This is a genomic window from Spirochaetota bacterium, from assembly GCA_004297825.1.
In the GTDB taxonomy this organism is placed as follows: domain Bacteria; phylum Spirochaetota; class UBA4802; order UBA4802; family UBA5368; genus FW300-bin19.
In genome coordinates this window covers 49,897-75,523 of record SCSX01000066.1, presented here as the reverse complement: position 1 = coordinate 75,523, position 25,627 = coordinate 49,897, and the positions used below count along the sequence as shown (strand labels likewise).

Here is a 25,627-nt window from a genome sequence, read left to right as displayed (position 1 = left end):
GACCTGTTCCATGTCGAAGGCGTGCCCGCGGCGCCCACCTTCGGCGCGAAGCTAAGCCCCCGGTCGCGAAGGTGCAACGACGTGAAAGGCGTTTTCTCCTATGCCGAATCGATATTCAACGCCATGCGGCATTACGCGGATTACGACTTCATCATGAAGCATCCGAACTATGAAAGCCTTCTCTGCTTTATCGATACCCGCGGAGACGACTGGCTCAACTATTCCATGGACACGGGTGAAAGACTTGAGCTGTTCATCAAGGGCATGAAGGCGGCGCTGGAGTTCCTGAAGGGTTTCGACTGGAACGGTTATAAAAAGAAGAGGGCGTAAACCTCGCGGTGAACAGGCGGGAGCGGCGTTCACACGTTGAACTCAAGCACGAACCTCGTACCGTTGCCGCGCTCGATCCTGACAGAACCGTCGAGCTGGGTCACCAGCATACCTATGAGGGCGAGCCCGAAACCGGGAGAGCGCTCGATGTCGACCGAATGCGGGATGCCGATACCGTCGTCCCCGATAACGATCGTCGCCCGGTTGTCCGTTTTGGAGGCAATAACGGTAATCACCCCTTCACCCCGGCCGATAAAGGCGTATTTCATCGCGTTGGTGACGATCTCGTTGATGATGATTCCCAGGGGGGGCAATATTTTCATACCCAGCATGAAATCATCGACCTCTGTGACGATCTTCGCGAAAGGCGGGGCGGGAAACATTTTTACGATCTCATGTACAAGGGGCGGGACATAGTCCCCGATCGTCATCTCCCTTAGATTCTCCGAATGATACAGCTTTTCGTACAGCACCCTCATGCTTTGCATGCGTCTCCCCGCATTCTTCAGGGCCTCGACGGCCGAAGGCTCGTTCATCGTGCCCGCCTGCATGGAGAGCAGGCTCATCATCGTATTCATGTTGTTCTTGATGCGGTGGTGCACCTCCCTGAGGATTATTTCCTTTTCCGCGAGCAGACTGCCAATCCGTTCTTCCGCCTGCTTGCGTTCGGTGATGTCCCGTGCCGTGCCTTCGAAACCCGTAACCGCGCCCGCCGCGTTGCACAGGGGAACGGCGCTCGACGTATGCCAGTACCAGGAGCCGTCGATATGGCGAACGCGGTATTCGAGGCCGTCCTGCCGCCGGCCCGTCTCGATCACCTTGTTCAGCCACGCGTTGCATGCCGGGCGATCGTCCGGATGGATAAACGTCTTGAATCGCTGTCCCGTCACCTGGTGTACCGGATGCCCCAGCAGCGCGGTCCACCCGGGGGACACGAAGGTCAGGATTCCGTCCGCGGTGAGGGTATAGATGATATCGTGATTGTTCTCGATGAGATGGCGAAAGTGCGCTTCGCTCACCCGCACGTCCTGGAACATCCGGCTCATGAGGATGACGCCCAGGAAGAGGAATACCGATACGATAAGCGTCAGAACCTCCGCGGCGGCGAGCTCCTGGCCGGTTTTCATGAATTCGCCCATCGTGGCGGCGCGGCGTGCGACGATCAGCAGCGACGAGAGCGCGATCAGGAGCCACGGCAGTTTACGCGGGGCCCGACGTACCTGGAGGAGGGCGATAATCGCCGCCGTGAACTGCAGCAGGATGCCTATTACGTAGACGGTGGTGTTCATGACATTACGTTTCCCGGATTTCCTTATGGACGGCGTCACGATACCAAGTTGGGCGATAATGTCCATCATTTATTGAACACGTTGACCGGCATTGCCCAATGGGCATTACCATGGTTATCGCGCGCATCGCCCATGTACTGCGGGCGTATCGACGAAATCGAAGCAGAAGCTCCCGACCGGTCAAGGACGGAGAAATCCGGCGCCGGAAAACAAAGCTCGTATATTGTTTCAATGTTGCGCATCGGAAACAGTTGGTTCCGATGCGCAACAAGGTGATTTCAGGCTTATCCCGTGTAATAGAACAATAAGTTTTGGCATAATGAATACAATTCCCCCCAAATAGTTCATGTTATTAATGAAAACCGGCTCCCCCCACCAACCCATCCTGTGTATTCCTGTGACAAGGACGTCCGATATTTCTCCGGTGATGATGCGACTATGCAACACACCTGGTACACTATATTCCCGGGAGAGCAAATCCGCGCCTAAATTATTTAAGCCTTCATCCGCTCCCCAACGGAGGTTTCCGGAATAAATGAATCAAATGGAAAGCAGACCGGTTTTCATACCATCGGTGCTTTTATAATCCGGAAAAATACGAAATTGAGCTATGGCTTTTCAGGGGATTCTATTTTCACTACGTTATTTTTCTCGATTGCCTGAGATTAGATTGGTGAATATCAGGCGGGGAAGTTTGGCACGAAACATGCTTACTTTCACTTTGGGACTCGTGTTGATGAAAGAAAGTGGAAAAGACCTTGATGACGCATAATTGCAGTGATACAATCATATACGAACACGAGGTGGACATATTTTAAAATGCGGTAAAATCCAGTTAACGCAACATCGGGCGCAGGGATGAATAATCCACAGCCACTTCATGAATTGCACGGAGATGCACATGAAGCTTAAAGATATCATGACTGTTGCATTTCCCTCATTGGGTCCGGAATGCTCCATACGGGAGGCCGCAGCCATATTCCTGGCTCATCGGACGGACAGCGCGCCTATTGTGGATTCCCACGGATCCCTTCTGGGTCTTTTCACTACGCATCATATCAATCACGCCGTCAGCATGGACATGGGGGGAACTACCCCCGTCGGCTCCCTCATGAAAGTGGATGTCAAGATCGGCAATCCCGATGAACGCGTAGAAGATATCATTTATTTCGATCAAGGGCAGCTTCCCGTCGTGGATTCGGGCCGGGTTGTGGGAATGATTTCCAGGACCTGTTTCGCACGCGCCGTTGCGGAGAAATATCAAAGGACGAGCAGCGAGTTCAAGGCCATTATCAATTCGACGTCCTATATGATAATCCAGACCGATACCGACTGCATCATCAACGTATTCAACAGGGCAGCCGAGAAAATTCTGGGGCTCGGTGCCGAATTTGCGGTTGGGAAAAATATTTCGGAGGTGCTTCCCGGCATCGATTTCAGATCGGCGATAGAATCCGGACACGAGATTCTGCCGCAAAAGGTAATGGTCCGCGAACGGCCCTATATCATGAGCAGCTACCCGGTCGAAATGAACGGTACGCTTATCGGGGTCGTCTCGCGTTTCCAGGACATCTCGGAGCTGGAAAAAATATCGCACGAATTGGAAAACGTAAAGGAATTGAACCGCGACCTCGACGCGATCATCGAATCGTCTTACGACGGCATCTGGGTGACCGATGGCGACGCGAACGTATTAAGAATCAACAAAGCCTATGAAACGATCACGGGACTTCCGTGCAGCTCGTTCTATGGCCGTAACATGAGGGACCTCGTTCGGGAGGGATTTTTTTCGCAGTCCGTTACCCTTCTCGTATTGGAGAAGCGCAGTCCCCAGACCATATTTCAGGAAACCAAAACCGGCAAGTCGCTCCTGGTGACCGGCAATCCCATCTTCAAGGAAAAGGGGGAAATCATCAGGGTGGTGACCAATGTCAGGGACATCACGGAATTAAAACAATTAATTGAAAAACTAGATGAGAGCCAGCGGATTGCGCGGATATTCCAGAGCGAGCTGAACGATTTACGGAACAAATACAAGAAGTATGATAAAATCGTCTGGAATTCCCTTGAAATGAAGAAATTCATCGACTCGGCGAGCAAGATCGCACTGGTCAACTCGACGGTTCTTGTAGTAGGTGAATCGGGGACGGGCAAGGAGCTCGTTGCGGAGTTCATCCATACCAACAGCAGCCGCACCTCCATGCCGCTTATCAAGGTCAACTGTGGCGCAATTCCTGAAAGTTTAATCGAATCCGAGCTCCTGGGTTATGAATCGGGAGCGTTCACGGGCGCCCGACGAGGGGGAAAGCCGGGATATTTCGAGATCGCCAACAACGGAACCCTCTTCCTCGACGAAATCGCCGAGATGCCCTTTAATCTTCAGGCGAAGCTGCTCAGGGTTCTTGAAGCCCAGGAAGTCACACGGATTGGGGGCAAGAAGCCGCAGCAAATCGACGTGCGGGTGATTGCCGCGACAAACAAAAATCTGATCGAGCTGGTTAACGCCAATAAATTCCGCGGCGATTTATATTATCGTCTGAATGTTGTGCCGCTTGTAGTTCCTCCCCTCCGCGATCGAAAAGATGACATTCCTTACCTGGTGGCCCATTTTGTCTCTATGTTTAATCGGACCCTGAAGATGACCAAGCGAATACTTCCGGAGGTTGTCGATGTGTGCATGGAGCTCGAGTGGCCGGGAAACATCCGTGAACTGAAAAATCTCGTGGAAAGGCTGATGGTGCTTTCTGCAAAAGATCTTATCGGCATTGACGACCTGCCGCAATCCTTCAGGGGCGGCAGAAATGCAACATCCCCGGGGATAATTCTCACCGCACTCATGCCCTACAGGGAAGCGATCACCAGCGTTGAAAGGCAGCTCTTGCAGATGGCATATTCTTCATCCAAAACGACACGCCAGATGGCGGAGGATTTGAAAATTAACGCGTCCACGATCGTAAGAAAAGCCGCGAAGTATGGAATCACCCATGCCGCAATCGAATCGAATGAACCTGTTGTGAAATAGCAACGAGCGTTGCGGCGGTGCAAAGAACGGTAGTATGCGCCCATGAAGCGATTCGAATCAGACGATGCTGAAATTAAAGCAATCTTCCTTATATGCTTGTTCCCTCTGGGTTAAACCGGGGAATAATGAATCCATTCTGAGTTTATGATTGTTGTGATAACCCCCCGGTGTTTTATCGATGATGTCGAACTGCAACACCGCCTGCGGTCTAACGCCCGAATTTGAGACTATCGCCCGTCTGGGCTGTGTAATATTGTTTTCTCGCACGCGGGAAACCGTCCCACGAGAGGCAATTTCATATTATGAACTGCCGAGAACCTGTCCGCCTTTAATATTTTGCCTGCTTAAAAGCGGAAAGATGCTTCGCGGTTGCGATTTGAGCCCATTAAAGAGGAAATATATTTCCTTATTTATACAACGCACTGGTAATCCAAAGCAAAAATGCCGCCATCGGCCTTTTGGCACGGAACATGCATATAGGGTAATGAAGCGCTACCAACCAGACGGTTCTAAATCCGGCAGGTTGCGCTTTAAGCCGAATTTAATTAAAACGATGGAGGGCTTTATGAAACGATTCATGTTGCTGTTTTTAAGCATAGTTCTCGTCTTCGGAGTGTGTGTCATGCCAGGGACGGCCAATGCGGAAGAAAGCAAACCCATTGGGGTCACGGTCGGCCTGGATTTCTGGAATAATTATTTCTGGAGGGGCGTAGACTTTTTCGGTTCCGGCGTGGGCGTTTTCTTTCCCTGGGTCTACTACGGCGTCGGCGACACGGGACTCAGCTTCATGTACCTGGGACAGTACGCTGCCGAGACCTTTGGCGACAGCACGCGGATGAATGATCCCGACCAGGGAAAGGGGCTCGTGGCATACGAGGGGGCGCATTTCAATGCCGCATACAAATATGTCGTTAAAGATGTCATCACTTTGGGAGTCAGCGGTTGGTACTACTGGTTTTATAATTGCGATGACAAGCTTGGTTATGACTGGAGCTGGTATGAAGGGACTGTTTCGGCGACCGTCACCGCGGTGCCTCTGAATCCGACCCTGTCATATACCTACGACTATTTCGTGGATAAAAAAGTAACCACGACCGGCGAACAGGGAAAAAATCATTATGTTAAACTTTCCGTAGGTCACTCAATTGAGCTGGTCAAGGGAAGTTCGCTTGGACTGGGGCTTTCCGCGGCCTACTTTCAGTGGGAGTCCATGGATAAAAAAGGAGTCAGCGATATAGTCGCTTCGACAAAGCTTGCGACCAGCGCCGGTGCCGTATCCTTTTCCGGCGGTCTTAATTTCGCGTATGTGCCGGACAGCGAATTTAACGGAGACGGTGTCAACAGGTACCGCTGGTGGGCGAATTTCGGCGCGAACTATTCGTTCTAACGGAGCATGCGTGGATGGTCATCCGGTGAGCGGATGAAGACGGCATTACATTATTCAATAAATCTTCAATAAGGGGGGAGTATGATCACACGAAGAAAAGCTTTGCTTCTGGGTTCCCTGCTTACCGTGGTACTGGTAGGTATCGGGACGGTTTCAAGGTGCGGCACTGCGGATGTAAAGGTCTACGCATTCAAGTGCGGCGTTCTTAAAACTCAGACGCAGTATATGCTTAAGGATACCAGGGTGGGCACGCCCATGGATATCCCGGTTACATTTTTCCTGGTCAAGCATAACAGCGACTGGGTGGCCTTTGACCTGGGAAACAATGCCATGGTGGCAAAGGACCCGATAGGCTATTGGTCGGAACCGGTCGTAAAAGCCTACACGCCCGTCATGAAGGATTACGAAGAATTCAAGGTCCAGATCAAGAAAGAACTCGGGATCGAGCCAAAAGATATCAAGCTCGTAGTGCTGAGCCACGGACATCTTGATCATGCCGGTGCTGTCGACAACTTCGCAGGTACCAAGGTCCCAATTTATATGCAAAAGAAAGAACTCGAGAATGTAAAAGCCGAACTTGAAAAGTTCAAAGCGACGGGGAAGAAAACCGCGTACATCCCCGGCGATTGGGACAAAATGAGCGAGCTCAATATCAAAACCATAGAAGGCATATTCGATGTCTTTGGGGACCAGAGTGTGGTTGTATTCCCCACTCCCGGACATACTCCCGGCCATGAATCGATGATGGTGAAAGCGGGTGGGAAGTCGTTCATCTTTTGCAGCGACGCTAACTACACCCTCGAGAATATGATCGAGGCTATCCCGCCCGGACTGGCGTGGGATCTCCCTCAGTCTCTCCAGGGATTGTATGTGTTCAAGGTCATGAAATGGTTGCATCCGTCGGTTGAGATTGTGCCGTCGCACGATCCCACGTACTGGAAAGACAAACCGGTGGGGGCTAAGGAATTCAAAATCTAATCAAAGAGGAGAAAGAAGCCATTTTCTATCTTTGAACGCCTTATGTAGTAACCTGACCGGAAACGGGCATGGTGGCATGGATAAACACATGAGAGCCACAATGCCATTCATGCCCCTTCCGGGTCCTTTTCAAGGAGTGCCGGGGACGTCGGATGTGAAATGGAGCAGGGTCAGGGCTTTTTGCGGCATGGTCATGAAAACGACGCACGCTCCCGTTGATCGGATTTTCATGGCCGGGCCGGAGGAAGTCCGTTGGATTCTCTCGAGGTAACACGTGAATGGATTTTAATAATGGCGAATGAGGTGAGTTATGGAAAAAACAGCAGGCACATTGAAAACCGCGCAGGAATATGAAGAGAGCCTGCGAAGGCTCAAGCTCGTGGTTTACATGTTCGGCGAGCGCGTGGAGAACGTGGTGGATCATCCCATCATCAGGCCGTCGATGAACGCGGTCGCCATGACCTATGCGATGGCCCAAATGCCGGAGTATGAAGATATCATGACGGCGAAGTCGCACCTCACCGGGAAAAAAATAAATCGTTTCTGCCATATACATCAGAGTGTCGACGACCTGGTGAAAAAGAGCAAGATGGGGAGGCTTATCGGATCGCTCACCGGCTGCTGTTTTCAGCGGTGCGTGGGCATGGACGCGATGAACGCCCTCTCGATGACGACATTCGACACCGACAAAAAGCACGGCACCGAGTACAACAAGCGCTTTTTGAAATACCTGGAATATGTCCAGGGGAACGACCTTGTCTGCGACGGTGCGATGACCGACCCGAAGGGGGACAGGGGGCTCGCCCCGCACCAGCAGGCGGACCCCGACCTGTTTCTGCACGTGGTCGAGGAGCGCAAGGACGGCATAGTCGTGCGCGGCGCGAAGGCGCACCAGACCGGGGCAGTGAACTCGCATGAAATCATCGTGATGCCGACCATCTCGATGCGGGAAGAGGACAGGGATTACGCGGTCGCCTTCGCGCTCCCTTCGGATACGCAAGGAATATCTTATATAATGGGAAGGCAGTCCTGCGACACGCGAAAGCTGGAAACGGGAACCATAGACCGCGGTAACCGGGTTTTCGGCGGACATGAGGCGCTCGTCGTTTTCGACAACGTGTTCGTACCGTGGGAGCGGGTATTCATGTATAAGGAATGGGACTTCTCCGGGCAGCTGGTGGAACAGTTCGCTTCTTATCACCGGCAGAGCTATGCATGCAAGGTGGGCGTGGGGGACGTGCTTATCGGCGCCACCCAGACCATCGCCGAGTACAACGGCGCGGACAAGGCGTCCCATGTGAAAGACAAGGTGATCGAGATGAACCACCTGAACGAGACGCTTTATTGCGGCTGCATCGCGTGCGCGGCTGAAGGCCACAAGGAGCCCTCCGGGACCTACTATGTGAATACGCTCCTTGCCAACGTCCATAAGCAGAACATAACCAGGTTTCCCTACGAAATCGCCCGCATCGCCCAGGACATCGCGGGGGGCCTCATGGTAACGCTGCCGTCGGAGCAGGATTTTAATTCACCTTTAACAGGCACGTGGGTGAAAAAATATTTCCAGGGCAGGTCGGGCGTGCCTACGGAAAACCGGTGCAGGATACTCAGGCTCATTGAAAACATAACCATGGGGACGGCGGCGGTGGGATACCTTACGGAATCCATGCACGGCGCGGGCTCGCCCCAGGCACAGAGGATCATGATCGCGCGGCAGGTAAACATGAAGCAGAAGCAGAAGACCGCCAAACAGCTCAGCGGAATCACGGAGGAAAAGCAATAGCGCGAAAAATCGGCCTGAAGTACTGCGGCGGGTGCTCGCCTCATTACGATCGGGTCGACTTTGTAAACCGTCTTTGCGCCCTTTTCCCGAATAACTGGGAATTCGTGCACTACGCTGATAACGATGCCGACCTGTATCTTGTCGTCGTCGGATGCAGAATTGCGTGTAACGACAGGACGGAGATCGGGGGGGAGCGCATCCTGGTAATAGATGGGCACGAGGACGAGGCGGCGGTCGCAGTCGCGATTAGGGGAGAATTGGAGCCGTTGATAATCCAATAAAACGTGGAGGATAACCATGAAAAAATGGGCAAACGAATACAGGAATAAACTGGTAACCGCGGCGGAGGCGGTCAGCCATATTAAATCCGGGAATCGTGTGGTGGTAGGGCATGCATGCGGTTCTCCCGAAGAGCTCCTAAAGGCAATGGTTGAAAATTGCAGCGCCTATGAAAATGTGGAAATAGTCCACATGGTGGCAATGGGTCCTTCGGGATATTGCAGGGCGGGTATGGAAAAACATTTTATCCACAACTCGCTTTTCGCGGGATCGACGAGCCGGAGCGCAATCAACGAGGGGCGCGCGATATTTACCGCATGTCATTTTAGTCAGATACCCCGGCTCTTCAGGGAAAAAATTCTTCCCGTGGATGTGACACTCTGCATGCTCTCGACGCCCGACGAGCTGGGATACTGTTCGTTCGGCGTTTCGGTGGATTATTCAAAACCCGCCGCCGAGAGCTCAAAAATGATAATAGCTGAAATCTCATCGAACATGCCGCGTACCCGGGGGGACTCATGCATTCATATTTCAAAAATTGATTATATCGTGGAAACACAGTCCAAGCCTATCGTTCTTAATCCTCCCAAGAAAACCGAAGAGGATAATAAGATCGGGGCATATTGTGCAACCTTGATTAAAGACGGCGATTGCTTGCAACTTGGGATTGGCGCGCTTCCGGATGCGGTCCTGAGCTTCTTAAAGGATAAAAAGGATCTTGGAATACACACTGAAATGTTTTCGGACGGAGTCGTTGATCTCATTGAGTCGGGAAATATCACCTGTGCGCAAAAAAACTTTCACCCCGGGAAAATGATCGCCACATTTTTCATGGGGACCGAGAGGCTTTATAAATTCGTTCATGACAACCCGATGATTGAAATGCACCCGGTCGATTATACGAACAACCCGGCGATAATTGCGTGTAACGATAACATGGTATCGATTAATTCCGCTTTGCAGGTCGATTTTACCGGGCAGGTGGTTGCCGACACTATCGGGTATAATCAATACAGCGGATCCGGCGGACAAGTCGATTTCGTCCGCGGCGCGGCCTGGTCCAAGGGGGGTCGATCGATACTTGCGTTTAACTCGACCGCATCAGGGGGGAAAATATCCAAGATATGCGCACATATCGACGAAGGGGCCGTGGTGACCACGCCCCGGACGGACGTACACTATATCGTAACCGAATACGGTATCGCCGACTTGCGCGGCAAATCCGTTTCTCAACGCGCAGAGGCTCTTATCGCCGTTGCGCATCCGGATTTCAGGGAAGAATTGTCCCGCGAATTGTCCGGAAGGTACGCGCATCGGGTATCGGCAAAGGTGTGATGATTGTGATGTATACCCGACAGAAACCGGTTTTCAACATTAATCGAAGGTTGCGCGCCGCCACCGGCGGCGCGCAACCTGTGCCTGGTGCGAGAACCGATTTCGGACAGGTTTAAATAGGCTTATTCACGGAAAAGAATTTACATAGGAGGAATGTGTATGAGTTTAAAAAGAGAACACGGTGCGGTCCAACCGGGTATTCCGTTGGGCCCGCTGACGCTTCGGTTGCCGTTTATTCATTACAAATTTGAATGGGCGGACTATGTTCAGGGTCTCATCATGTGTACCGTATGCCTCTCGATAATCACCATCCTCACCGAGAAACTCGGGATGTCGTTCGAAGTGGCCCTGGCGATTGTCGTATTAAACGGCGCGCTTTATCTGGCTCATGTCACGTTCGGGGATATGGTGGTGCCGGGCTGGATCACGCCCGCGATTCCGCTCCTTATTGCCTACTGTGAAACCTTCCCGATGGGTTCCGAGCGGATTCAGGCGCTCATTGCGTTTGAACTCACGTTCGGGCTTTTCTGCATTCTACTGGGCTTGACCGGATTGGCAAAAAAATTTATCGCGCTCGTGCCCAATGCAATACAGTCCGCGGTGCTGCTGGGTGCCGGTTTCGCCGCCGTAATGCTGGTTTTCGATCCTAAATCAAAAGGTCTTCGCAGTTTCGATTCGAATCCCTGGACGATCACCATATGCATCGGCCTGGTATTTTATCTGCTTTTCTCTGAAAGCTTTAAAAGGTTCAGACGCCAGTATAAATGGGCGGGATTGATCTCGAACCTGGGGATCATGCCGGCCTTGGCCCTTGCCATCATCGTCGGTCCCCTGGCCGGAGAGCTTCAATGGCCGCAGTATGACGGGAGCATTTTTACGACCCCGGATTTTATCACCCTTTGGAAAGATTTCACGATATTCGGTGCTATCCCGTTTCCGCCGCTGAGCATGTTTATTTCCGGCCTGCCCATGGTGTTTAGCGCATATGTGGTCGCCTTTGGTGAAATCATTCAAAGCCAGGCCCTCCTTGACGATGCTCAGAAATATCGCCCCGATGAAAAGATCGACTATGATGCCAACAGATCGCATATCATATTCGGCGGCCGTAATGCGCTCATGAGTATTTTCGGTCCGGATATTTCCATGTGCGGGCCTATGTGGGCTGCCATGACTGTAGTGGTATGCGACCGGTTTAAACACGGTCCCAAGGCTATGGACTCGATTCATTCAGGCGCGGGCAGTTTCAGGTGGGGAACCTTCACGGGATATTTCGTCGCTCCGATTGTTTCAAGCGTGAAGCCGATTCTCGGTGTCGGGCTTGCGCTTACGATGCTCGTGCAGGGTTTCGTTGCGGTCCGTGTCGGAGTATTGAAATCACGCGCTTTTAACGATCTTGGCATTGCCGGTGTTGCCGGCGCGGTACTCGCGGTCCGAGGCGCGGCATGGGGACTTGCGGTGGCGACGATACTTACCGCCCTCGTCTATATAAGTAAAAACTGGCGCAAGGCATACGAGCAGGAAGAACCGGTATTCCCCTGTGATTCGCCGGCCTGTATACAAAAAGAGGTGGAAGAGGCGATGGCGGAATCCCAGTAGGATGAATCAGCGACGCATGATGGATAGTACGGTTCTCCTAATAAATTTTTCTGAGTGAAACAGATGCCATGACGCGTGAGTGCGCATGGCATATTTTTATCGACTCGAAAGGGGTGTAAGCCTGGCTGATCAAGGTACTATAGTTCTTGGGGATATGCAGGGATAAGCGGGGGTTTCGGCACGGCTTCGAACCGGGAGTGACAGGAGGCGCATGATGATCGGCTCATATCTGAAAGACGAACAATTTCAATCGACCATGGTTTAAAAGCAGGTGACAAACTTGTCGACGGTTCGATAATGAAAGAAGCGATCCAGGCGAAGAATCGGGTAAGCAAGAAAGTGGAGAAAAATGTATTCGGATTTTCATACATAGGGACAGCGTGTCCGATACTGGATAAGTCCGGGAATGTCCAGGGGGGGCTCAATGAACAGAATGATATTTTAAACGAGTTGTCCGCGATTACACAGCAATTACTTACGGTGAGCGTAGTATTGTCGACACTGACGCAAAAAATGATTCAACGAAATTGATATAATTACGGAATAACGGCATGGCATACATCGATGGAAATGCGTATCCTTCCGATTCAACGGGTGACAAAAAGCGCATAACGGTATTGCTTTCATCCAGCCTGTTGGTCGGCCTCTTGCTGAAGTTTTATCCCGGTTCGGAATGGGAGACGTCGCAGATTGTAATTCTGACGGCATCGTTATGTACCCTCATCGCGGCGGCATACTTCAAAATGAATCCGGTTTCGCGAATGCGGGTATTCAGGAAAGATAGATACCGGCAGTATGTCCAATCGCATGAGAGAATACTCGAAAAACTCGCCCTCCTGGATGATGCCCATTTCATTTTGACGAATTTATCGGTCGAGTTTTTTCATGTTAAGTTTGTCATTATATCATGCAGCGGCATATATATTATCACCGGCATGGAATTGGAGAACGATCTGACCTTCACGGAGGGATTGGCAAATAAAAACAGGGCATCGATTGATAAAACGGCATCCAACCTTTGGCGCGTATGTTATTTCCTTAATATCGTCTTTAAAAAATCATTCAAGATCGACAGCATGCCCCGGCCGATTATGGTAATTCCGGAAACGGAAAAGCCGCCCTCCGATGAGTACGATGGGATATCGATCATATCCATTGAAAATCTTCTATCGATGTTGAAAGAAAACAGCTCCTGTAAGCTCTCTGCGGAACAGCGCGATAGTATTGCGTATTACCTGTTAAACCGATACGTTACGCGCGAATCCCCAAACGCGCATTAAGGGCGCTGCGCCGATATTACTTCGCCTTCGCGAACGCCTTCTCCACCACGGCCAGGGTCTTCTTCGCCAGTTCGGGCGTCATCGCCAGGGCCTTCGGCCCGAGCGGGCTCCCGTCGATAAGCGAGTGCCGGTGAACCGCCCCGGGCACGACCGTTTTTCCTCCCCTCGAGAACGCGACCTCGTCCTTGTGATGCGGTTTGCGGTACCCGGAGGTTCTTCCCTCGAATGCCACGTCCCCGTCACCTCTTCTTCTTTACCGGCTTCATGAATTTTTTCTCGATCAGATCCATCGATTGAAGCAGAAGGAAAAGCTCGTCATTCGGTTCATTTTCAGGCGTGATACCGACGGTCTTCAATAAATCTTTCATCTTTTTCGATACGTACTCGATCGAATTGGAAATGTAAAAAGGAAAATACCATAAGTAACCGAACGCCAGGAGGAGGCACATCGTTCCGATCACCGACATGGATATGAGGATGCTCCGGGAATCTGCCCTGGTGAGCTCGTTTTTCCGCACTATCGCCTGCATGTTGATGTCGTTGATGCTTACGATTGCGGTGCGTAGTTTTTCATGCGCGGGGAGAAGCTCGTTGAAATACATCGCGTTGTTTCCGCGGCCGTCCTTCATCTGCGCGCAGAGACCGGCAAACACCTCGTAATTCCTGTTGAGGGAATCGACGTATTCATCCTCGTGGATTTCAGTGATATTGTTGTTTTCCGCTTTCTTGTTCAGTTCGAAGTCCTTTCTGGCCGCTTCGAAAAGCTTTAAATAGAAGTTCGCCGCGTTGTTGTTCTTGTTCGGATTGAACACGACCCATTGAGCGGCCGTTTTCATGTCTTCGGCGGCCAGCAGCATTTTTTTGGAGAAAACGAGTGTATCGTAATTATTCTTTAATATGTTGTCCGAATCCCTGGCCACCTTCTGGACGTAGTAGGAACAGAAAATCGTTAGCGCGAAAATAATTATGAACAGGAAACCCAGACCCAGCGACAACTTCCTCTTGAGTATCATACATCCTCCAGAAAAATAGGTTCATTCCCGGCGCATATGGCCAACTCTACGCTCAGATCTAGCCCGCCTGCCGGCAGGTCGGGCAGATTCCGTCCTTGACGCAGGCTGCGCACCCGAAGTCGCCGCACTTCGTGCATTGCATAAACTTGCCTTTAATTTCCTCGAACGCCTCTTCCTTCGATATTTCGAATTGATTCCCGCTCGAGGCGTTGACCGCGGAATACACTGCGCTGCCCGCCATGCTGGAAATGATGGATCCGACGACCGGAATTCTCCCCAGCAAAGAATAGAGCAGGTTGCTGATCCCGGAAGACGCGGACTGTTTCAGCACGGTCTTTCCAATATTATCAGTCATGGCATATTCCTTTTCCGTTTCATATTTCGCCTGGCATTTGACGCACATGAACGAAAACTTTGTCTTCATGCCGGTCAGCATCGCGGCCTGGCTCGTGCCGCCGCCCAGGGGCGCCCCCGTGCTCTTGATCATTTCAAGGTTTGACATTTGATTCTCCTTTGGTGCCGTTTTCGGGATTGCTGGTTTGCTATAACCAGGATAGCAGACAGCAAGACGGGTGATAATGCAATAAATTATTGTGCTCGTGGCGGCCTTTGTGGCCAGCTATTCATTTCCCTGATTTTTGTATAACTATCGTCTACAGGCAGCGAACCGCATTCGTGAAACCATAGGTAATTTCCGTAAAAAAATTTCTCTATATAAAGTATTTTCTAATACTGCCATTTGCACTCGAAAATACGACGCCATGCAGTATCATGTTATTCGCAAATAAAGCAGATTATCGACGCACTGTACATGAAAGTCTCGTCAGTGCAGAACGACTTGGAATGTTAAGAAACACATCCGTCCCAAACAGATAAAATAGGACCGCAGGGAGGATTCTATGACACTCATGATAAGAGCATACGAAAACAGTCCTTATTCGGTTCAAAAGAAAGTTCAATATTTTTTGGTTACGCTGCCATTCGTAATTGTTATCACTACCGCCCTTGCTGTAACAACGCTCGCGGTGGAACGCCGACTAAACCCTATTTTCTTTATCATCATCTTAATGTCAGTCATGTCTGTGGTGCTGTTGAAAAAGGGGTACTACCTGGCGTCGGTAAATATCTTTTTGCTTTCATTAACCGTAATCGCGGGATTTGATTATGTTTTCAAGACCGCGGCGGAAGGTTATGAATATACGCATCATCCGTCGACTTTGTATCACCTGATGGCGGTTATTGTCGCCGCATCGTTGTTTTGCACCAGGATAACGGTACTGCTCGTTTCAGCATTGGTTATTATGACTAACGGTCTGTTCTATATTTTTGCAAAGACACATGCGTCTGGCGAGTATCATAGCATCCTGGCAAAAACAACCATTGAAGGCTGTCTGGCGGTTTTCATGATTTCTCTTGTCAGTTATCTTTTAATGTCCATTAGGATCAACGCCTATAAACGAATTGAAAATGAGTTGGAAATAAATAAACATCAATATTCCACGATTCTTGATCTGATCAATTCCATTAAATCCGTATCATTCAAATTGACGTCTCACTCCCGGGAATTGTCCGACAATGCGGATAGTTTTTCTACCAGTTCCCAGGGTCAGGCCGCGGCTATCGAGGAATTTACCGCCTCGGCCGAAGAAATTACAAGCAGCAACGAGCTTATCGCCGATAGCATTAAAGATCAGCACCGCAGCATCAGTATGTTGAAGGAAGAAATATCCCTTCTTTCGAACTGCATTGAGGAAATGAGTATTAAAATCAACGAGGCCCAATCGGTCTCGCGGGACGTCATGGGTTCGATAGAAAGCACCAGAAAATATCAATCTGTAATGCACGTAAGCGTCTCAAACGTTAACAGGAGCTCGGAGCAAATGATCGCGATACTGGAAATTATCAAAGGCATTTCGGAGCAGATCGATTTGCTCTCCTTAAATGCGACGATCGAAGCGGCGCGTGCCGGCTTCTCCGGGCGCGGTTTTACGGTAGTGGCGAAGGAAATCTCAAACCTGGCGGCAAAAACCGATCGAAGCATTTCGGATATCAACACCTTGATCATGGGAATTACGGGGGAGATGAACGCCGGTATCGAAAACATCGAGAAAGCAAAATATTCCGGCAATCAGGCAATGGCAAACGTTGAAAATATAGCGAATATGGTTAACCAGATATTCGACTTCATGACTATCCAGAAAAAAATGCAGAAAACGGTGATAGCCGAAACGGATAAGCTATTTCTTCGATCGGAAGAGATCCGCTCCTCGGCAAATGAGCAGGAAATCGTCTTGAAGGAGATGGTGGACACCATCCTTATGTTCAGCGGTATCAATCAATCGCACGCGATGGGTGCCGAGGAACTATCGCAAAGCGCCAGGAATGTCAATGAGATCGCGGCTTCGCTCGGTGAAATGGCAAAGCACAAGATTGAAGATCCGACCGGATGATGTTAGATATTTCCCATCCAATGAATGGCATATTTCGTCAATTCCGTAGCCGATTTCAGATTCAGCTTTGCCTTTATTTTTTCCCTGTATGTTCCGATTGTTTTTATATTGAGATTTGTCTCCTTCGCGATTTGATACGTTGTATAGCCCCGTCCTATTAATTCGAATACCTGGAGCTCGCGATTGCTCAAGGATTCGATCGGCGAGGACGCGACATTTTTCATTGTTTCGGAGAACAGTTCAACCGCCCTCTCCGTCATCTTGCCGCTTAGATAAATTTTTCCGTCCAATACCTTATGAATGGCATCCATGAGCGTTCCCGCGGGCTCATGTTTCATGACATAGCCTTTGGCACCGGCCTTGATGGCCCTCTCGGCGTAGAAAATCTCGTCGTGCATCGAGAGTATCAAAACGGGAATTTCCGGCATCGTTTTCTGCAGATCCCTGATGAACTCCAGACCGTTGCTGTTTTTCAGGGTTATGTCGAGCAAGATTAGATGGGGCTTTAATTTTATAACGTCTTTCAATGCTGCATCGGCCTCCTCCGCCTCGCCGCATATCTCCAGATCGGGTTCCCTGCCAATGAGCAAGCTCAGTCCCTCCCTGAATATCTTATGATCGTCTACGATGAAGAGTCTCTTTTTTAGCGCGGCTTTCATGGGGTTACCTGTGTAATCCTGCAAGATTTAAAGCACATCGCACGCTGACGCCTTCACCAGGGGAATTACTTATCTCGATTACCGCGCCTATTATATTTGCCCTGTATTTCATGATTCTCAATCCCATTCCCTTCGAGTCGGCAGAACTATCCGGCATGCCGCAACCGTTATCGGTGATTTCAAGTGTAATTAGTTTATCATCTCCCGTCAGGGAAATGCGAACGATATCGGCCTTACCGTGCTTGATTGCGTTGTTGATCGATTCCTGGGCAATCCGGTACATGTTGATCGCAACGAGATCGTCGGGGATGAGTATTGTCTCCTGATACGTGAATTCACAGCGCAGTTTAAAGGTTTCATTAAATTCAAGAACGAGACCGCTTAGCGCGGAAATAAAATTATTCGCATTGAGGTTGATAAGACCGAGTCCTTTAAGCACTCGGCGGGTTTTCAAAACGGCCTGATCCGTCAATTCGATTATGGTATCGATTTCAGGGATCGCGTCCGGGAATTTCGTTTCGGATATCTTTCTAAGGGCCTCACTTCTCATTTTAACGGCCACGAGATGTTGTCCTAGGTCGTCGTGAAGCTCCTGGCCGATTTGGAAATGAATTGTCTCATCGATCGTCATCATCGCTTTTTCCAAGGCTACGCGCTCACTCATTTCATGATGAAGTTGTTCGTTATAAAATTCGAGCCTGTTGATCATCGATGCATTTATCTTCTTGATCATGGCGCTGACCATGCACACGAGGAGCAGCGAAAAATTATAGTCTAAAATGACATTTGTTAAATCGTTTCCATGGATATCGGCATACATTGATATACCTGCGAAATAAGACGTGGCAAAAACGATATACACTCCCGTTAAAATATATAACCACTGCCAGGTCCCGAAGAGTGCTGCAACTACTAAAATTGCGAATGAATAGTATAAGGTATTTACGTGATACAGGCTGAAAGTCCCATAAATCGTATTCATGATAATGAAGGAGACGGTGGCCAAGGGGACCGTAACCATGATTATTTTAACTGCGGAATTATAAAATCCATTGAGGAGTAGGGCCAGACTGATCAGAATAAAACTAATTTGAATAATAATGATAAAGAGAGGCCTGTTTCCAAACAGAGGTACCTGGATTAAGTTCGAAACGAAGATGCATGAAAGAATTACGACGATGATGAGGCATAAATACGCGAGAATTCTCGATTTTATTCGAATTTCGAAAGGACTGCTCGAATATTGGGACCGCAGCCGGGATGTAAACCTGCGCATCATAGTTACCGCCAAACATTCCTCTTACTAAGAGCATAGTGTGGCCTCAGCCGGTAGCAAGCAGAAAATGATTGCAGCGTGTAGGTGATTTGCCTAGGTGAAAATACTCTGTTTACGCAAATAGCAATACACCGCATACCTATTGTGCGTGGGCATCCTGCGAGGTAATTATTACATCGCAGCGTCGGACAACGTGAGCTGGCGCAAATAGGCGGGCAGGTGAAGCATGGTTATCGATTGTCACTTCCATTGGGATGAACTCATCACGACCCCGGATGACCTGATACGCACAATGAATGAATCAGGCGTCGATAAAATATCCCTTATGGCATCGATGAACCAGCCTGTCCCTTTGCCGCACCCTGCGGTTTCCTGGCTTATGCGGAGCTTTCTGGAAAGACCCGGGTTCAGGGAAATACCAAGGATGCTGCTGAGCAACTTTTCTGAAAATGGCGATATTAAATTACCCGGCGGAGAATATGAGATATTCAGGGATCCGGATAATGACGTCGTGTTCAAGCTGGTCGATCAATACCCCGGGAAATTTCTGGGATGGGTTTTCGTAAATCCCCGGGGTGAAAAAATTCCGACCGAGGAGCTTGCACGATTCAGTTCAAATAAAAACCTTGCCGGAGGCAAGGCGCACCCCTTCTGGCACAGATACTCTCCGATAAAACTCCAACCTGTTGCCGCGGAGCTGGTAAAGTTAAGAAAGCCGCTGCTTATCCACTGTGATTTTTCCCCTTTCGAACAATACCGAGAATTATCCCGGCTGTTCCCGGAATTGAAGATCATTTTAGCCCATGCCGCTTTTCCATGCTATTCGGAAACTTGGAAACGCATAAAAGATATTCAGAATATGTTCGTCGATATATCCCAAATATCATATGTAAGCGGACGCATGACCAGGCGGGTAATAGAATTCCTGGGCGCCGACCGCTGCTTATTCGGGACCGACGGCCCAACGGGAACCCACGAGAAGGGTGTTCCGATTAATTACGGTTACACGATAAGAAGGTTCGAATCTTTATTTACAGACCCGGGGATTCGCAGGAGGGTCCTCGGGGAAAATTTCGCTGAGATGGTCGGGATTCAGGAAAACGGACGATCATGAGCGTGCAAATTCAGGAAAGAGGAACTGGTATGAAAGTAAATGTCATTGAAATCAATCCACTGGATAACGTCGTAGTCGCGACCATTGATATAGTGCGGGGCGACCTTGTATCGCTCCCCGGCGGGGTAACGTTTCCCGCGCTGTCCGACATCCCGTGCGGGCATAAAATAGTCCGTAAGGATATCGAGGATGGTCAAAGCATTATCAAGTATGGCGAACCAATAGGACAGGCCAGGGGTCCTTTAAAAAAAGGCGATTGGGTCCATATTCACAATATGATCATCGAGGGAGAAAAATAATTATGGAATCATTTCTTGGATACGAAAGAAAGGACGGTACGGTCGGCACCAGGAATTACGTCGCAATTATTCCGACAGTGTCCTGCGCGAACGGAGTCGTTGCCGCGATTGCAGGAGCCGTTCCCGAGGCAACTCCCCTGTACCATGGTCACGGATGCGGACGCGGCGGAGCGGACCTCGTTCTTCATACGAAAACACTCCAGAATCTGGCGCTGAACCCCAATGTAGCCGCGTTCCTGGTGATAGGACTGGGATGTGAATTTATAAATCCTGTAGGATTGGAAATGGTCGCGGCAATGGCTAATAAACCGGTAAAAACGTTAATCATTCAAAAAGAGGGGGGTACCAGGAACACGACCGAAAAGGGTATTCAGCTGGCAAAGGAGCTGCTGGCGGAGGTTGGAAAAATTCCCATGGCAGCCTGTCCGCTCGATAAATTAATTGTCGGTCTTGAATGCGGCGGTTCGGACTCATTCTCCGGGATCAGCGCGAATCCAGCAGTCGGAATCGCCTCCGACTGGGTCGTTGATAACGGGGGTACGGTGATCCTTACAGAAACGACCGAAATGATCGGAACGAATCACATTTTAAAGAAAAGGGCGGCAACCCCCGAGGTTGCGCAGCAAATCGATACGATTATTAATGATACCGATAAGGTCGCATGGGCGGTGCTGGGTCCTCTCGCGAAGGTTTCGATCGCGCCGGGCAATATGGACGGCGGCATGAGCTCCATCAGGGAGAAATCGCTCGGGTGCATAGCGAAAGCGGGAAACAGGCCCATTGCACAAGTGGTGAGCTACGGAGAACGTCCCCGCGAGAAAGGAGTGATAATCATGGACGGTCCCGGGTATGATACGGAATCCATGACGGGGGTGGCGGCTTCCGGCGCGCAGGTTATGCTGTTTACCACGGGACGCGGACAACCGATCGGGTACCCGATTGTTCCTGTAATCAAGATCGCGAGCAACAGCGCCCTGTATCGAAATATGGCGGACGATATGGATATCAATGCTGGTTCCATTCTTGAAGGAAGAAGCATTGAAGACGTAGGTCATGAGATAGTGGAAATATTAAAGAGGGTCATCTCCGGACAGCAAACCAGGGCGGAGATCAATCGTCAAACCGGGATTATATGCATGTATACACAGCATACTTCCTTCTGATCCCTGCGGCATTGATCTCAAGAAGCATTTTCAAGTTTATCATTTGAAATTACTGACAGGAGACGAAAATGGCATTACACGAATATTTGAAAGGCGTTTTCCCGGTGGCACCGACTCCCCTGATGGACGATGAAACCCTGGATCCCGGCGGCATGCATCATTTATTGAACTATTATATCGCTTCCCGCTGTCACGGCGTTTTAGTGCTGGGTAGCGGGGGGGAATTTCCGTATTTCACCGCCAGGGAAAAATTACAGATAGTGAAGACCGCGGTAAAGGCAATTCACGGAAGGATTCCGCTTCTTGTGGGCGTTGGATTTAACAGCGCGCGGGAGACCCTGGCCTTTGTCGAAGAGGCAGGTGTCCTGGATATCGACGGTTTCCTGGTAATTCAACCCACCTATTATCCGGTGGCGTTTCCGGAGATGAAAGAGTTGATGCTCAGGGTATGCGGGAAATCAAAAAAGCCCGTTCTTTACTACCATTATCCCCAAATGACCGGATTGTTTTTTTCGAGAAAAGAGATGAGCGAACTATTGTCCATAAAGGAGCTTGCTGGCATGAAAGAGAGTTCCATGAACATGTCCGATACCAGGGCATTTTGCGAGCTCACGCAAAACCGCACGTATTCGCTGCTTACGGGCAATAGTTTTTTCCTTCTCAAGTCCCTTCAACTGGGGGCGCAGGGCGCCATCTGCCAGATCCCCGCTTTTTCCCCTGAGGTTGTCGTTAACTGTTATGAAGCCTGGATTTCAGGCGAGCGCGAACTGGCCAATCATCGTCAGGAACTCATCCAGCGCATGATTCCGGTGCTGAATACGTTTGGCCTTCCGGCGGCAATCCAAAAAACCGGCCTTAAAGTATTATCCCGTTTCCCGTCCTTGATGAGATCAAGAAATGTTTCACGCCATGCGGTCGTAAAAGAAATCCTGCATCAACAAGGTCATCCGGTGCGTTCCAGGGTCAGGAGTCCGCTGCCTCAAATATCCGTTCAGGACAGCGAGAAAATCAGAATATTTTTATCGGATTTGAAAAGCGAAGTATCGATCTAATGCCGGACGTCATCTTGCAGAAGGAGAAAATAAAAATGCCCAGAAACACTCGTGAGACAGGCGGAAGGGATTTCGCAGCGGGAGATATTCATTCGCATTTTATCCTGATTATTTTCGCATTGCTCTATGTAGTCAACTACATGGATCGCCAGGTGCTTTCAGTGGTGCAGGAGGCTATGAAAAACGACCTCGGGTTCAGCGACACGCAGGTGGGAACCATTCAAACCGTCTTCCTCATGAGTATCGCCTTCTTTGCCCTTCCCACCGCGTTTGTCGTCGATCGATGGAGCAGAAAGAAATCGATAGGGATTATGGCGGTAGGATGGAGCCTTTTCACCTGCCTGACCGGTATCGGAAAAACCTATCTCGGCGTCCTTATGCCCCGAATGTTCGTGGGAGTCGGCGAGGCGGGTTTTGCTTCCGGCGGGACCGCGATGATAACCGCCGCGTACAACAAAAAATACCATGGCAAGGTGATGGGAATTTTCAATATGGCGATTCCCACAGGAAGCGCACTGGGTGTCGTCCTGGGAGGCTATATTTCCGTACAATCCGGCAGTTGGAGAACGCCGTTTATCATATTCGCGATCCCGGGAATTATCCTGGGAATCGCCTCATTCTTTATGAAAGATTACAGGACATATTCCAATTCCGATATCCCCGGCGGTAAAAAGAACCTGATGCAATCGGCGCGGGCGCTTTTCAAGATTCGGTCGCTGCGGTGGCTGTATATCGGCTACGCGATGATGCAGATAATGACATTTTCATTTTTTGTATGGGGGCCTTCTTACATAATGCGTTGTTACGGCTGCAGGGAGGACAAAGCGGGAATGCTCATGGGAATTGTCGGAATGATGGCGATAATCGGGGCATTGCTGGGCGGCGTATTATCCGATAAATGGCAATTAAAAAACCAAAAAGCGAGGTTGCTCATGCCCGCGATCTGCTCCTCGGCGGCATCACTATTGCTGATGACTTCCTACGCCCTTAATGTGAAGGGAATCGGTTATATTTCTGCGGTCATGTTCGGAATAATCGCGATGATGAGCATACCCGCCCTCTCCGCCGCAACGCAGGAGGTGGTGCCCCCTGATTTAAAAAGCCTGTCCTGGGGGATGAATGTGCTTCTTCAATACGTGCTCGGCGGAGGATGGGCACCTATCGCGATTGGACTTATCTCCGATTCGTTGGGCAGCGGCCTGGCGGGTCTCAGGATTGCCCTGGTGATTACGGCGGCCGGTGGAATACTGGCGGGCGTGTGTTTCTGGGTTGGCGCGAAATCCTTCCCATCGGATTCTGCCAGGGTTAAGGAAATGGTTATCGTGAGCGAGTGATTCGATAGCGGAATCGCTATCGCTATCGTGGATTATTCCTGGTGCTGCCCGCAACGTTTCACCAGGGGCGTAGATACGCGGTTAGTGTGGTAAACTCAAAGGGAACATTAACTTGACGCTGCGATCAGGACCTTGCATTATTCGAAATATAAGAACGGACAGGGCGACGCTATACGCCGCCGGGGGTGGATTGCGCGATGAGTTACCTATTATTGAGTTTATCCGTACTGTTTAATGTCGCCTCATATTTCATATATAAAAGCATTGCAAACAGGCAAAATGACCTGCTATGGATAGCGCTCTTCGCGCTGGGCATGATTCTTGGAGGCGTAAATATATTCCTGTTTACGAAAGCCTTGAAGAATATCAGACTGAGCTTCGCATATCCTGTTTTTTCGGGGGCATGTATAGCCCTCATTATGGTCTTCTCGTATTTCGTTTTTCATGAAAGAATCAATATTTACAATCTGCTTGGATCTGTGGCGGTTATTATCGGAATCATATTATTATCCGTACAAGTATGATAGTATTCATTGCACGAGTATCCGCGATCATCACGCGATAAAAACATTTACTTCCTCGCTTTTCATTTGATATCCTCTTCCTGTTGTATAGTACCTCGTACTCCGCCAACCGTGTCACTCATTCAAGTTTCAATCACCTGCTTCCAGCGTCAGGCCCCTGATCTTTTCCATATCATTCGGGTAAGATCGCGAGCTCAGCCAGTAGAACATGGAACCGGCCAGACCGCCGATGGCGGTTATAAGGAGCCCGGATTTAAGCCCTTGCGCGCCGCCACCGATGGCGTCTGAGATGAAACCGATGAACAGGGGAGCCCATCCCCCTCCAAGCACGTAGCAGCAGAACGCGTTCATTCCCCATGATACGCCTTTCAGCGCGGGCGGCGACACGTCCTGGGTGACCGCGCTAATTGCCGGAATAGGAATCACCAGGAAGATGCCGAATCCGATGCCGATGGCGAATCCGATGCCGCTGATATCGAAATAAATCATGAGGACGAACAGCACCGTCGCACTGCACAGTCCGTATGCGGCCGTGAGCATTCGCCCCCGTGCGTTCCGCCTCTGCCACATATCGGCTATTATCCCCCCGGCGATCGAACCGAATATGGCCATCACGCCAATGATGCTGATGGCCGTTCCGGTCTGCCGGGCGTCGGCGCCGTGGGAGCGCATGTAAAATGCCGGCCCCCAGGTAAGAAACGAAAAGGCCATCAAGTTCTGCATGGCGTAACCCAGGTATAACCACTTCAACGTCCGGATGCGAAACAGAAGGACTACGGTCTGTAAAAAACCGATTCGCCGGCCGGTGTCGTCGTGATGATGAACGGTTTTGTAATCCTTCATGCGAAGCGCCAGCAGGCCCAGGATGACACCGGGGACCGCAAAGACGTAAAAGGGCGTCCTCCATCCGTACCGTTGGGCCATGACGCCGCCCAGCAGTATTCCCAGCGCGGAACCAAGAGGTATCGCCAGGTTGAAGATTCCCATTGCCATGCTCCGCTTTTCCCTGGGGAAGGCCGCGGCGATGAGCGGGGTCCCGCCCGAGGTGAAGCCCGCTTCCCCGGTGCCGGTGAGCGCGCGGGGGATAAGAATACCCGCAAAGCTTTTCCCCATGCCGGTAATCAGCGTAAAAATGCTCCAGAGTACGGCCATGATGCTTATGGTTTTCTTCCGGCTCCACCGGTCCACTACGAAGGCGACGGGAAAGGAAAAGAGAGCCATGCTCATGAAGAAAACCGTCTGAATAATCCCGATATGTGAATCGGTGAGTCCCAGGTCGCCGCGGATATACTCAGTGGTTATGGAGAGGACCTGCCGGTCCATATAGTTAATCATGTAGAGCAGGCTGCACACTATAAGGATGTACCATGCGGAGAGCCTGCTTATGGGGAATTCACCGGAATGATTCTTTTCGTTCATGTCCTCTCCTTGGTGCGGCAAGATATATTTTATACATTATTGAGA

22 protein-coding genes are annotated in these 25,627 nt (G+C 50.3%); 15 read left to right on the top strand and 7 right to left on the bottom strand.

Annotated elements, in window-relative coordinates; all coding sequences use genetic code 11:
* Positions 1–359 precede the first annotated feature (359 nt).
* The gene (locus EPN93_13700) at positions 360–1,688 is read right to left on the bottom strand and encodes a PAS domain S-box protein (protein ID TAL33668.1); all 1,329 of its coding nucleotides are present in this window, start codon (positions 1,686–1,688) and stop codon (positions 360–362) included.
* Between the two features lie 832 nt (positions 1,689–2,520).
* Here EPN93_13700 and EPN93_13695 point away from each other — a divergent pair.
* From EPN93_13695 to EPN93_13660, 8 genes are all read left to right on the top strand, one after another.
* Positions 2,521–4,641 (top strand): PAS domain S-box protein, encoded by a 2,121-nt coding sequence (locus EPN93_13695; protein TAL33667.1) that lies wholly within the window; start codon positions 2,521–2,523, stop codon positions 4,639–4,641.
* Between the two features lie 484 nt (positions 4,642–5,125).
* On the top strand, positions 5,126–6,028 hold the full coding sequence (locus EPN93_13690; GenBank protein TAL33666.1) for a hypothetical protein: 903 nt from the start codon (positions 5,126–5,128) through the stop codon (positions 6,026–6,028).
* A gap of 81 nt (positions 6,029–6,109) precedes the next feature.
* Positions 6,110–7,006 (top strand): N-acyl homoserine lactonase family protein, encoded by an 897-nt coding sequence (locus EPN93_13685; GenBank protein ID TAL33665.1) that lies wholly within the window; start codon positions 6,110–6,112, stop codon positions 7,004–7,006.
* A gap of 310 nt (positions 7,007–7,316) precedes the next feature.
* Complete coding sequence (locus EPN93_13680) at positions 7,317–8,789, top strand: 4-hydroxybutyryl-CoA dehydratase (GenBank protein TAL33664.1); 1,473 nt, start codon at positions 7,317–7,319, stop codon at positions 8,787–8,789.
* Positions 8,790–9,080: 291 nt separating this feature from the next.
* Positions 9,081–10,403: an acetyl-CoA hydrolase/transferase family protein gene (locus EPN93_13675; GenBank protein ID TAL33663.1), complete on the top strand. Its 1,323-nt coding sequence runs from the start codon at positions 9,081–9,083 to the stop codon at positions 10,401–10,403.
* 159 nt (positions 10,404–10,562) lie between these two features.
* Positions 10,563–11,999, top strand: coding sequence for a hypothetical protein (locus EPN93_13670; protein ID TAL33662.1), 1,437 nt, complete (start codon positions 10,563–10,565; stop codon positions 11,997–11,999).
* Between the two features lie 297 nt (positions 12,000–12,296).
* Positions 12,297–12,530: a hypothetical protein gene (locus EPN93_13665; GenBank protein TAL33661.1), complete on the top strand. Its 234-nt coding sequence runs from the start codon at positions 12,297–12,299 to the stop codon at positions 12,528–12,530.
* A 20-nt stretch (positions 12,531–12,550) separates the two neighbouring features.
* Positions 12,551–13,279, top strand: coding sequence for a hypothetical protein (locus EPN93_13660; GenBank protein TAL33660.1), 729 nt, complete (start codon positions 12,551–12,553; stop codon positions 13,277–13,279).
* Positions 13,280–13,295: 16 nt separating this feature from the next.
* Here EPN93_13660 and EPN93_13655 read toward each other — a convergent pair whose 3' ends face one another.
* Genes EPN93_13655 through EPN93_13645 form a run of 3 tightly spaced genes read right to left on the bottom strand, consistent with a single transcriptional unit; the run spans position 13,296 to position 14,794 of the window.
* Complete coding sequence (locus EPN93_13655) at positions 13,296–13,511, bottom strand: hypothetical protein (protein ID TAL33659.1); 216 nt, start codon at positions 13,509–13,511, stop codon at positions 13,296–13,298.
* Positions 13,512–13,518: 7 nt separating this feature from the next.
* Positions 13,519–14,292, bottom strand: a complete 774-nt coding sequence (locus tag EPN93_13650) for a hypothetical protein (GenBank protein ID TAL33658.1) — start codon at positions 14,290–14,292, stop codon at positions 13,519–13,521.
* A 58-nt stretch (positions 14,293–14,350) separates the two neighbouring features.
* Positions 14,351–14,794: a hypothetical protein gene (locus EPN93_13645; protein ID TAL33657.1), complete on the bottom strand. Its 444-nt coding sequence runs from the start codon at positions 14,792–14,794 to the stop codon at positions 14,351–14,353.
* 397 nt (positions 14,795–15,191) lie between these two features.
* Between EPN93_13645 and EPN93_13640 the strand changes: the two genes are divergently transcribed.
* Positions 15,192–16,742 (top strand): hypothetical protein, encoded by a 1,551-nt coding sequence (locus EPN93_13640; protein TAL33656.1) that lies wholly within the window; start codon positions 15,192–15,194, stop codon positions 16,740–16,742.
* A 2-nt stretch (positions 16,743–16,744) separates the two neighbouring features.
* On the opposite strand, the gene EPN93_13635 is transcribed toward EPN93_13640, so the two are convergent.
* Together EPN93_13635 and EPN93_13630 are read right to left on the bottom strand one after the other, a co-directional pair.
* On the bottom strand, positions 16,745–17,401 hold the full coding sequence (locus tag EPN93_13635; GenBank protein TAL33655.1) for a response regulator transcription factor: 657 nt from the start codon (positions 17,399–17,401) through the stop codon (positions 16,745–16,747).
* A gap of 4 nt (positions 17,402–17,405) precedes the next feature.
* Positions 17,406–18,680, bottom strand: a complete 1,275-nt coding sequence (locus tag EPN93_13630) for a hypothetical protein (GenBank protein TAL33654.1) — start codon at positions 18,678–18,680, stop codon at positions 17,406–17,408.
* A gap of 223 nt (positions 18,681–18,903) precedes the next feature.
* Here EPN93_13630 and EPN93_13625 point away from each other — a divergent pair, with 223 nt between their 5' ends.
* The 6 genes from EPN93_13625 to EPN93_13600 all read left to right on the top strand — a co-directional run bounded on the left by EPN93_13625 (position 18,904) and on the right by EPN93_13600 (position 24,163).
* On the top strand, positions 18,904–19,791 hold the full coding sequence (locus EPN93_13625; protein TAL33653.1) for a hypothetical protein: 888 nt from the start codon (positions 18,904–18,906) through the stop codon (positions 19,789–19,791).
* A complete protein-coding gene (locus tag EPN93_13620; protein ID TAL33652.1) occupies positions 19,788–20,090 on the top strand; it encodes a hypothetical protein in 303 nt (100 codons plus the stop codon). Before EPN93_13625 ends, EPN93_13620 begins: the two co-directional genes overlap by 4 nt.
* 2 nt (positions 20,091–20,092) lie before the next feature.
* Positions 20,093–21,253, top strand: a complete 1,161-nt coding sequence (locus EPN93_13615; GenBank protein ID TAL33651.1) for an altronate dehydratase — start codon at positions 20,093–20,095, stop codon at positions 21,251–21,253.
* A gap of 68 nt (positions 21,254–21,321) precedes the next feature.
* Positions 21,322–22,305 (top strand): dihydrodipicolinate synthase family protein, encoded by a 984-nt coding sequence (locus EPN93_13610; GenBank protein TAL33650.1) that lies wholly within the window; start codon positions 21,322–21,324, stop codon positions 22,303–22,305.
* Entirely contained in the window at positions 22,305–23,639 is a 1,335-nt protein-coding gene (locus EPN93_13605) for an MFS transporter (GenBank protein ID TAL33649.1), read from the top strand. The genes EPN93_13610 and EPN93_13605 overlap by 1 nt, the downstream gene beginning before the upstream one ends.
* A gap of 197 nt (positions 23,640–23,836) precedes the next feature.
* Positions 23,837–24,163 carry a hypothetical protein gene (locus tag EPN93_13600; protein ID TAL33648.1) on the top strand — a complete coding sequence of 109 codons (327 nt, stop codon included), beginning with the start codon at positions 23,837–23,839 and terminating at the stop codon, positions 24,161–24,163.
* Between the two features lie 129 nt (positions 24,164–24,292).
* Here the strand turns inward: EPN93_13600 and EPN93_13595 are convergent, their stop codons facing one another.
* A complete protein-coding gene (locus tag EPN93_13595) occupies positions 24,293–25,582 on the bottom strand; it encodes an MFS transporter (GenBank protein ID TAL33647.1) in 1,290 nt (429 codons plus the stop codon).
* Positions 25,583–25,627 lie beyond the last annotated feature (45 nt).

Coding starts and splice junctions, on each gene's coding strand:
- EPN93_13700 (TAL33668.1), bottom strand. CDS start 1,688: ATGATGGACATTATCGCCCAACTTGGTATCGTGACGCCGTCCATAAGG.
- EPN93_13695 (TAL33667.1), top strand. CDS start 2,521: ATGAAGCTTAAAGATATCATGACTGTTGCATTTCCCTCATTGGGTCCG.
- EPN93_13690 (TAL33666.1), top strand. CDS start 5,126: ATGAAGCGCTACCAACCAGACGGTTCTAAATCCGGCAGGTTGCGCTTT.
- EPN93_13685 (TAL33665.1), top strand. CDS start 6,110: ATGATCACACGAAGAAAAGCTTTGCTTCTGGGTTCCCTGCTTACCGTG.
- EPN93_13680 (TAL33664.1), top strand. CDS start 7,317: ATGGAAAAAACAGCAGGCACATTGAAAACCGCGCAGGAATATGAAGAG.
- EPN93_13670 (TAL33662.1), top strand. CDS start 10,563: ATGAGTTTAAAAAGAGAACACGGTGCGGTCCAACCGGGTATTCCGTTG.
- EPN93_13665 (TAL33661.1), top strand. CDS start 12,297: ATGAAAGAAGCGATCCAGGCGAAGAATCGGGTAAGCAAGAAAGTGGAG.
- EPN93_13660 (TAL33660.1), top strand. CDS start 12,551: ATGGCATACATCGATGGAAATGCGTATCCTTCCGATTCAACGGGTGAC.
- EPN93_13650 (TAL33658.1), bottom strand. CDS start 14,292: ATGATACTCAAGAGGAAGTTGTCGCTGGGTCTGGGTTTCCTGTTCATA.
- EPN93_13645 (TAL33657.1), bottom strand. CDS start 14,794: ATGTCAAACCTTGAAATGATCAAGAGCACGGGGGCGCCCCTGGGCGGC.
- EPN93_13640 (TAL33656.1), top strand. CDS start 15,192: ATGACACTCATGATAAGAGCATACGAAAACAGTCCTTATTCGGTTCAA.
- EPN93_13635 (TAL33655.1), bottom strand. CDS start 17,401: ATGAAAGCCGCGCTAAAAAAGAGACTCTTCATCGTAGACGATCATAAG.
- EPN93_13630 (TAL33654.1), bottom strand. CDS start 18,680: ATGATGCGCAGGTTTACATCCCGGCTGCGGTCCCAATATTCGAGCAGT.
- EPN93_13625 (TAL33653.1), top strand. CDS start 18,904: ATGGTTATCGATTGTCACTTCCATTGGGATGAACTCATCACGACCCCG.
- EPN93_13620 (TAL33652.1), top strand. CDS start 19,788: ATGAGCGTGCAAATTCAGGAAAGAGGAACTGGTATGAAAGTAAATGTC.
- EPN93_13615 (TAL33651.1), top strand. CDS start 20,093: ATGGAATCATTTCTTGGATACGAAAGAAAGGACGGTACGGTCGGCACC.
- EPN93_13610 (TAL33650.1), top strand. CDS start 21,322: ATGGCATTACACGAATATTTGAAAGGCGTTTTCCCGGTGGCACCGACT.
- EPN93_13605 (TAL33649.1), top strand. CDS start 22,305: ATGCCGGACGTCATCTTGCAGAAGGAGAAAATAAAAATGCCCAGAAAC.
- EPN93_13600 (TAL33648.1), top strand. CDS start 23,837: ATGAGTTACCTATTATTGAGTTTATCCGTACTGTTTAATGTCGCCTCA.
- EPN93_13595 (TAL33647.1), bottom strand. CDS start 25,582: ATGAACGAAAAGAATCATTCCGGTGAATTCCCCATAAGCAGGCTCTCC.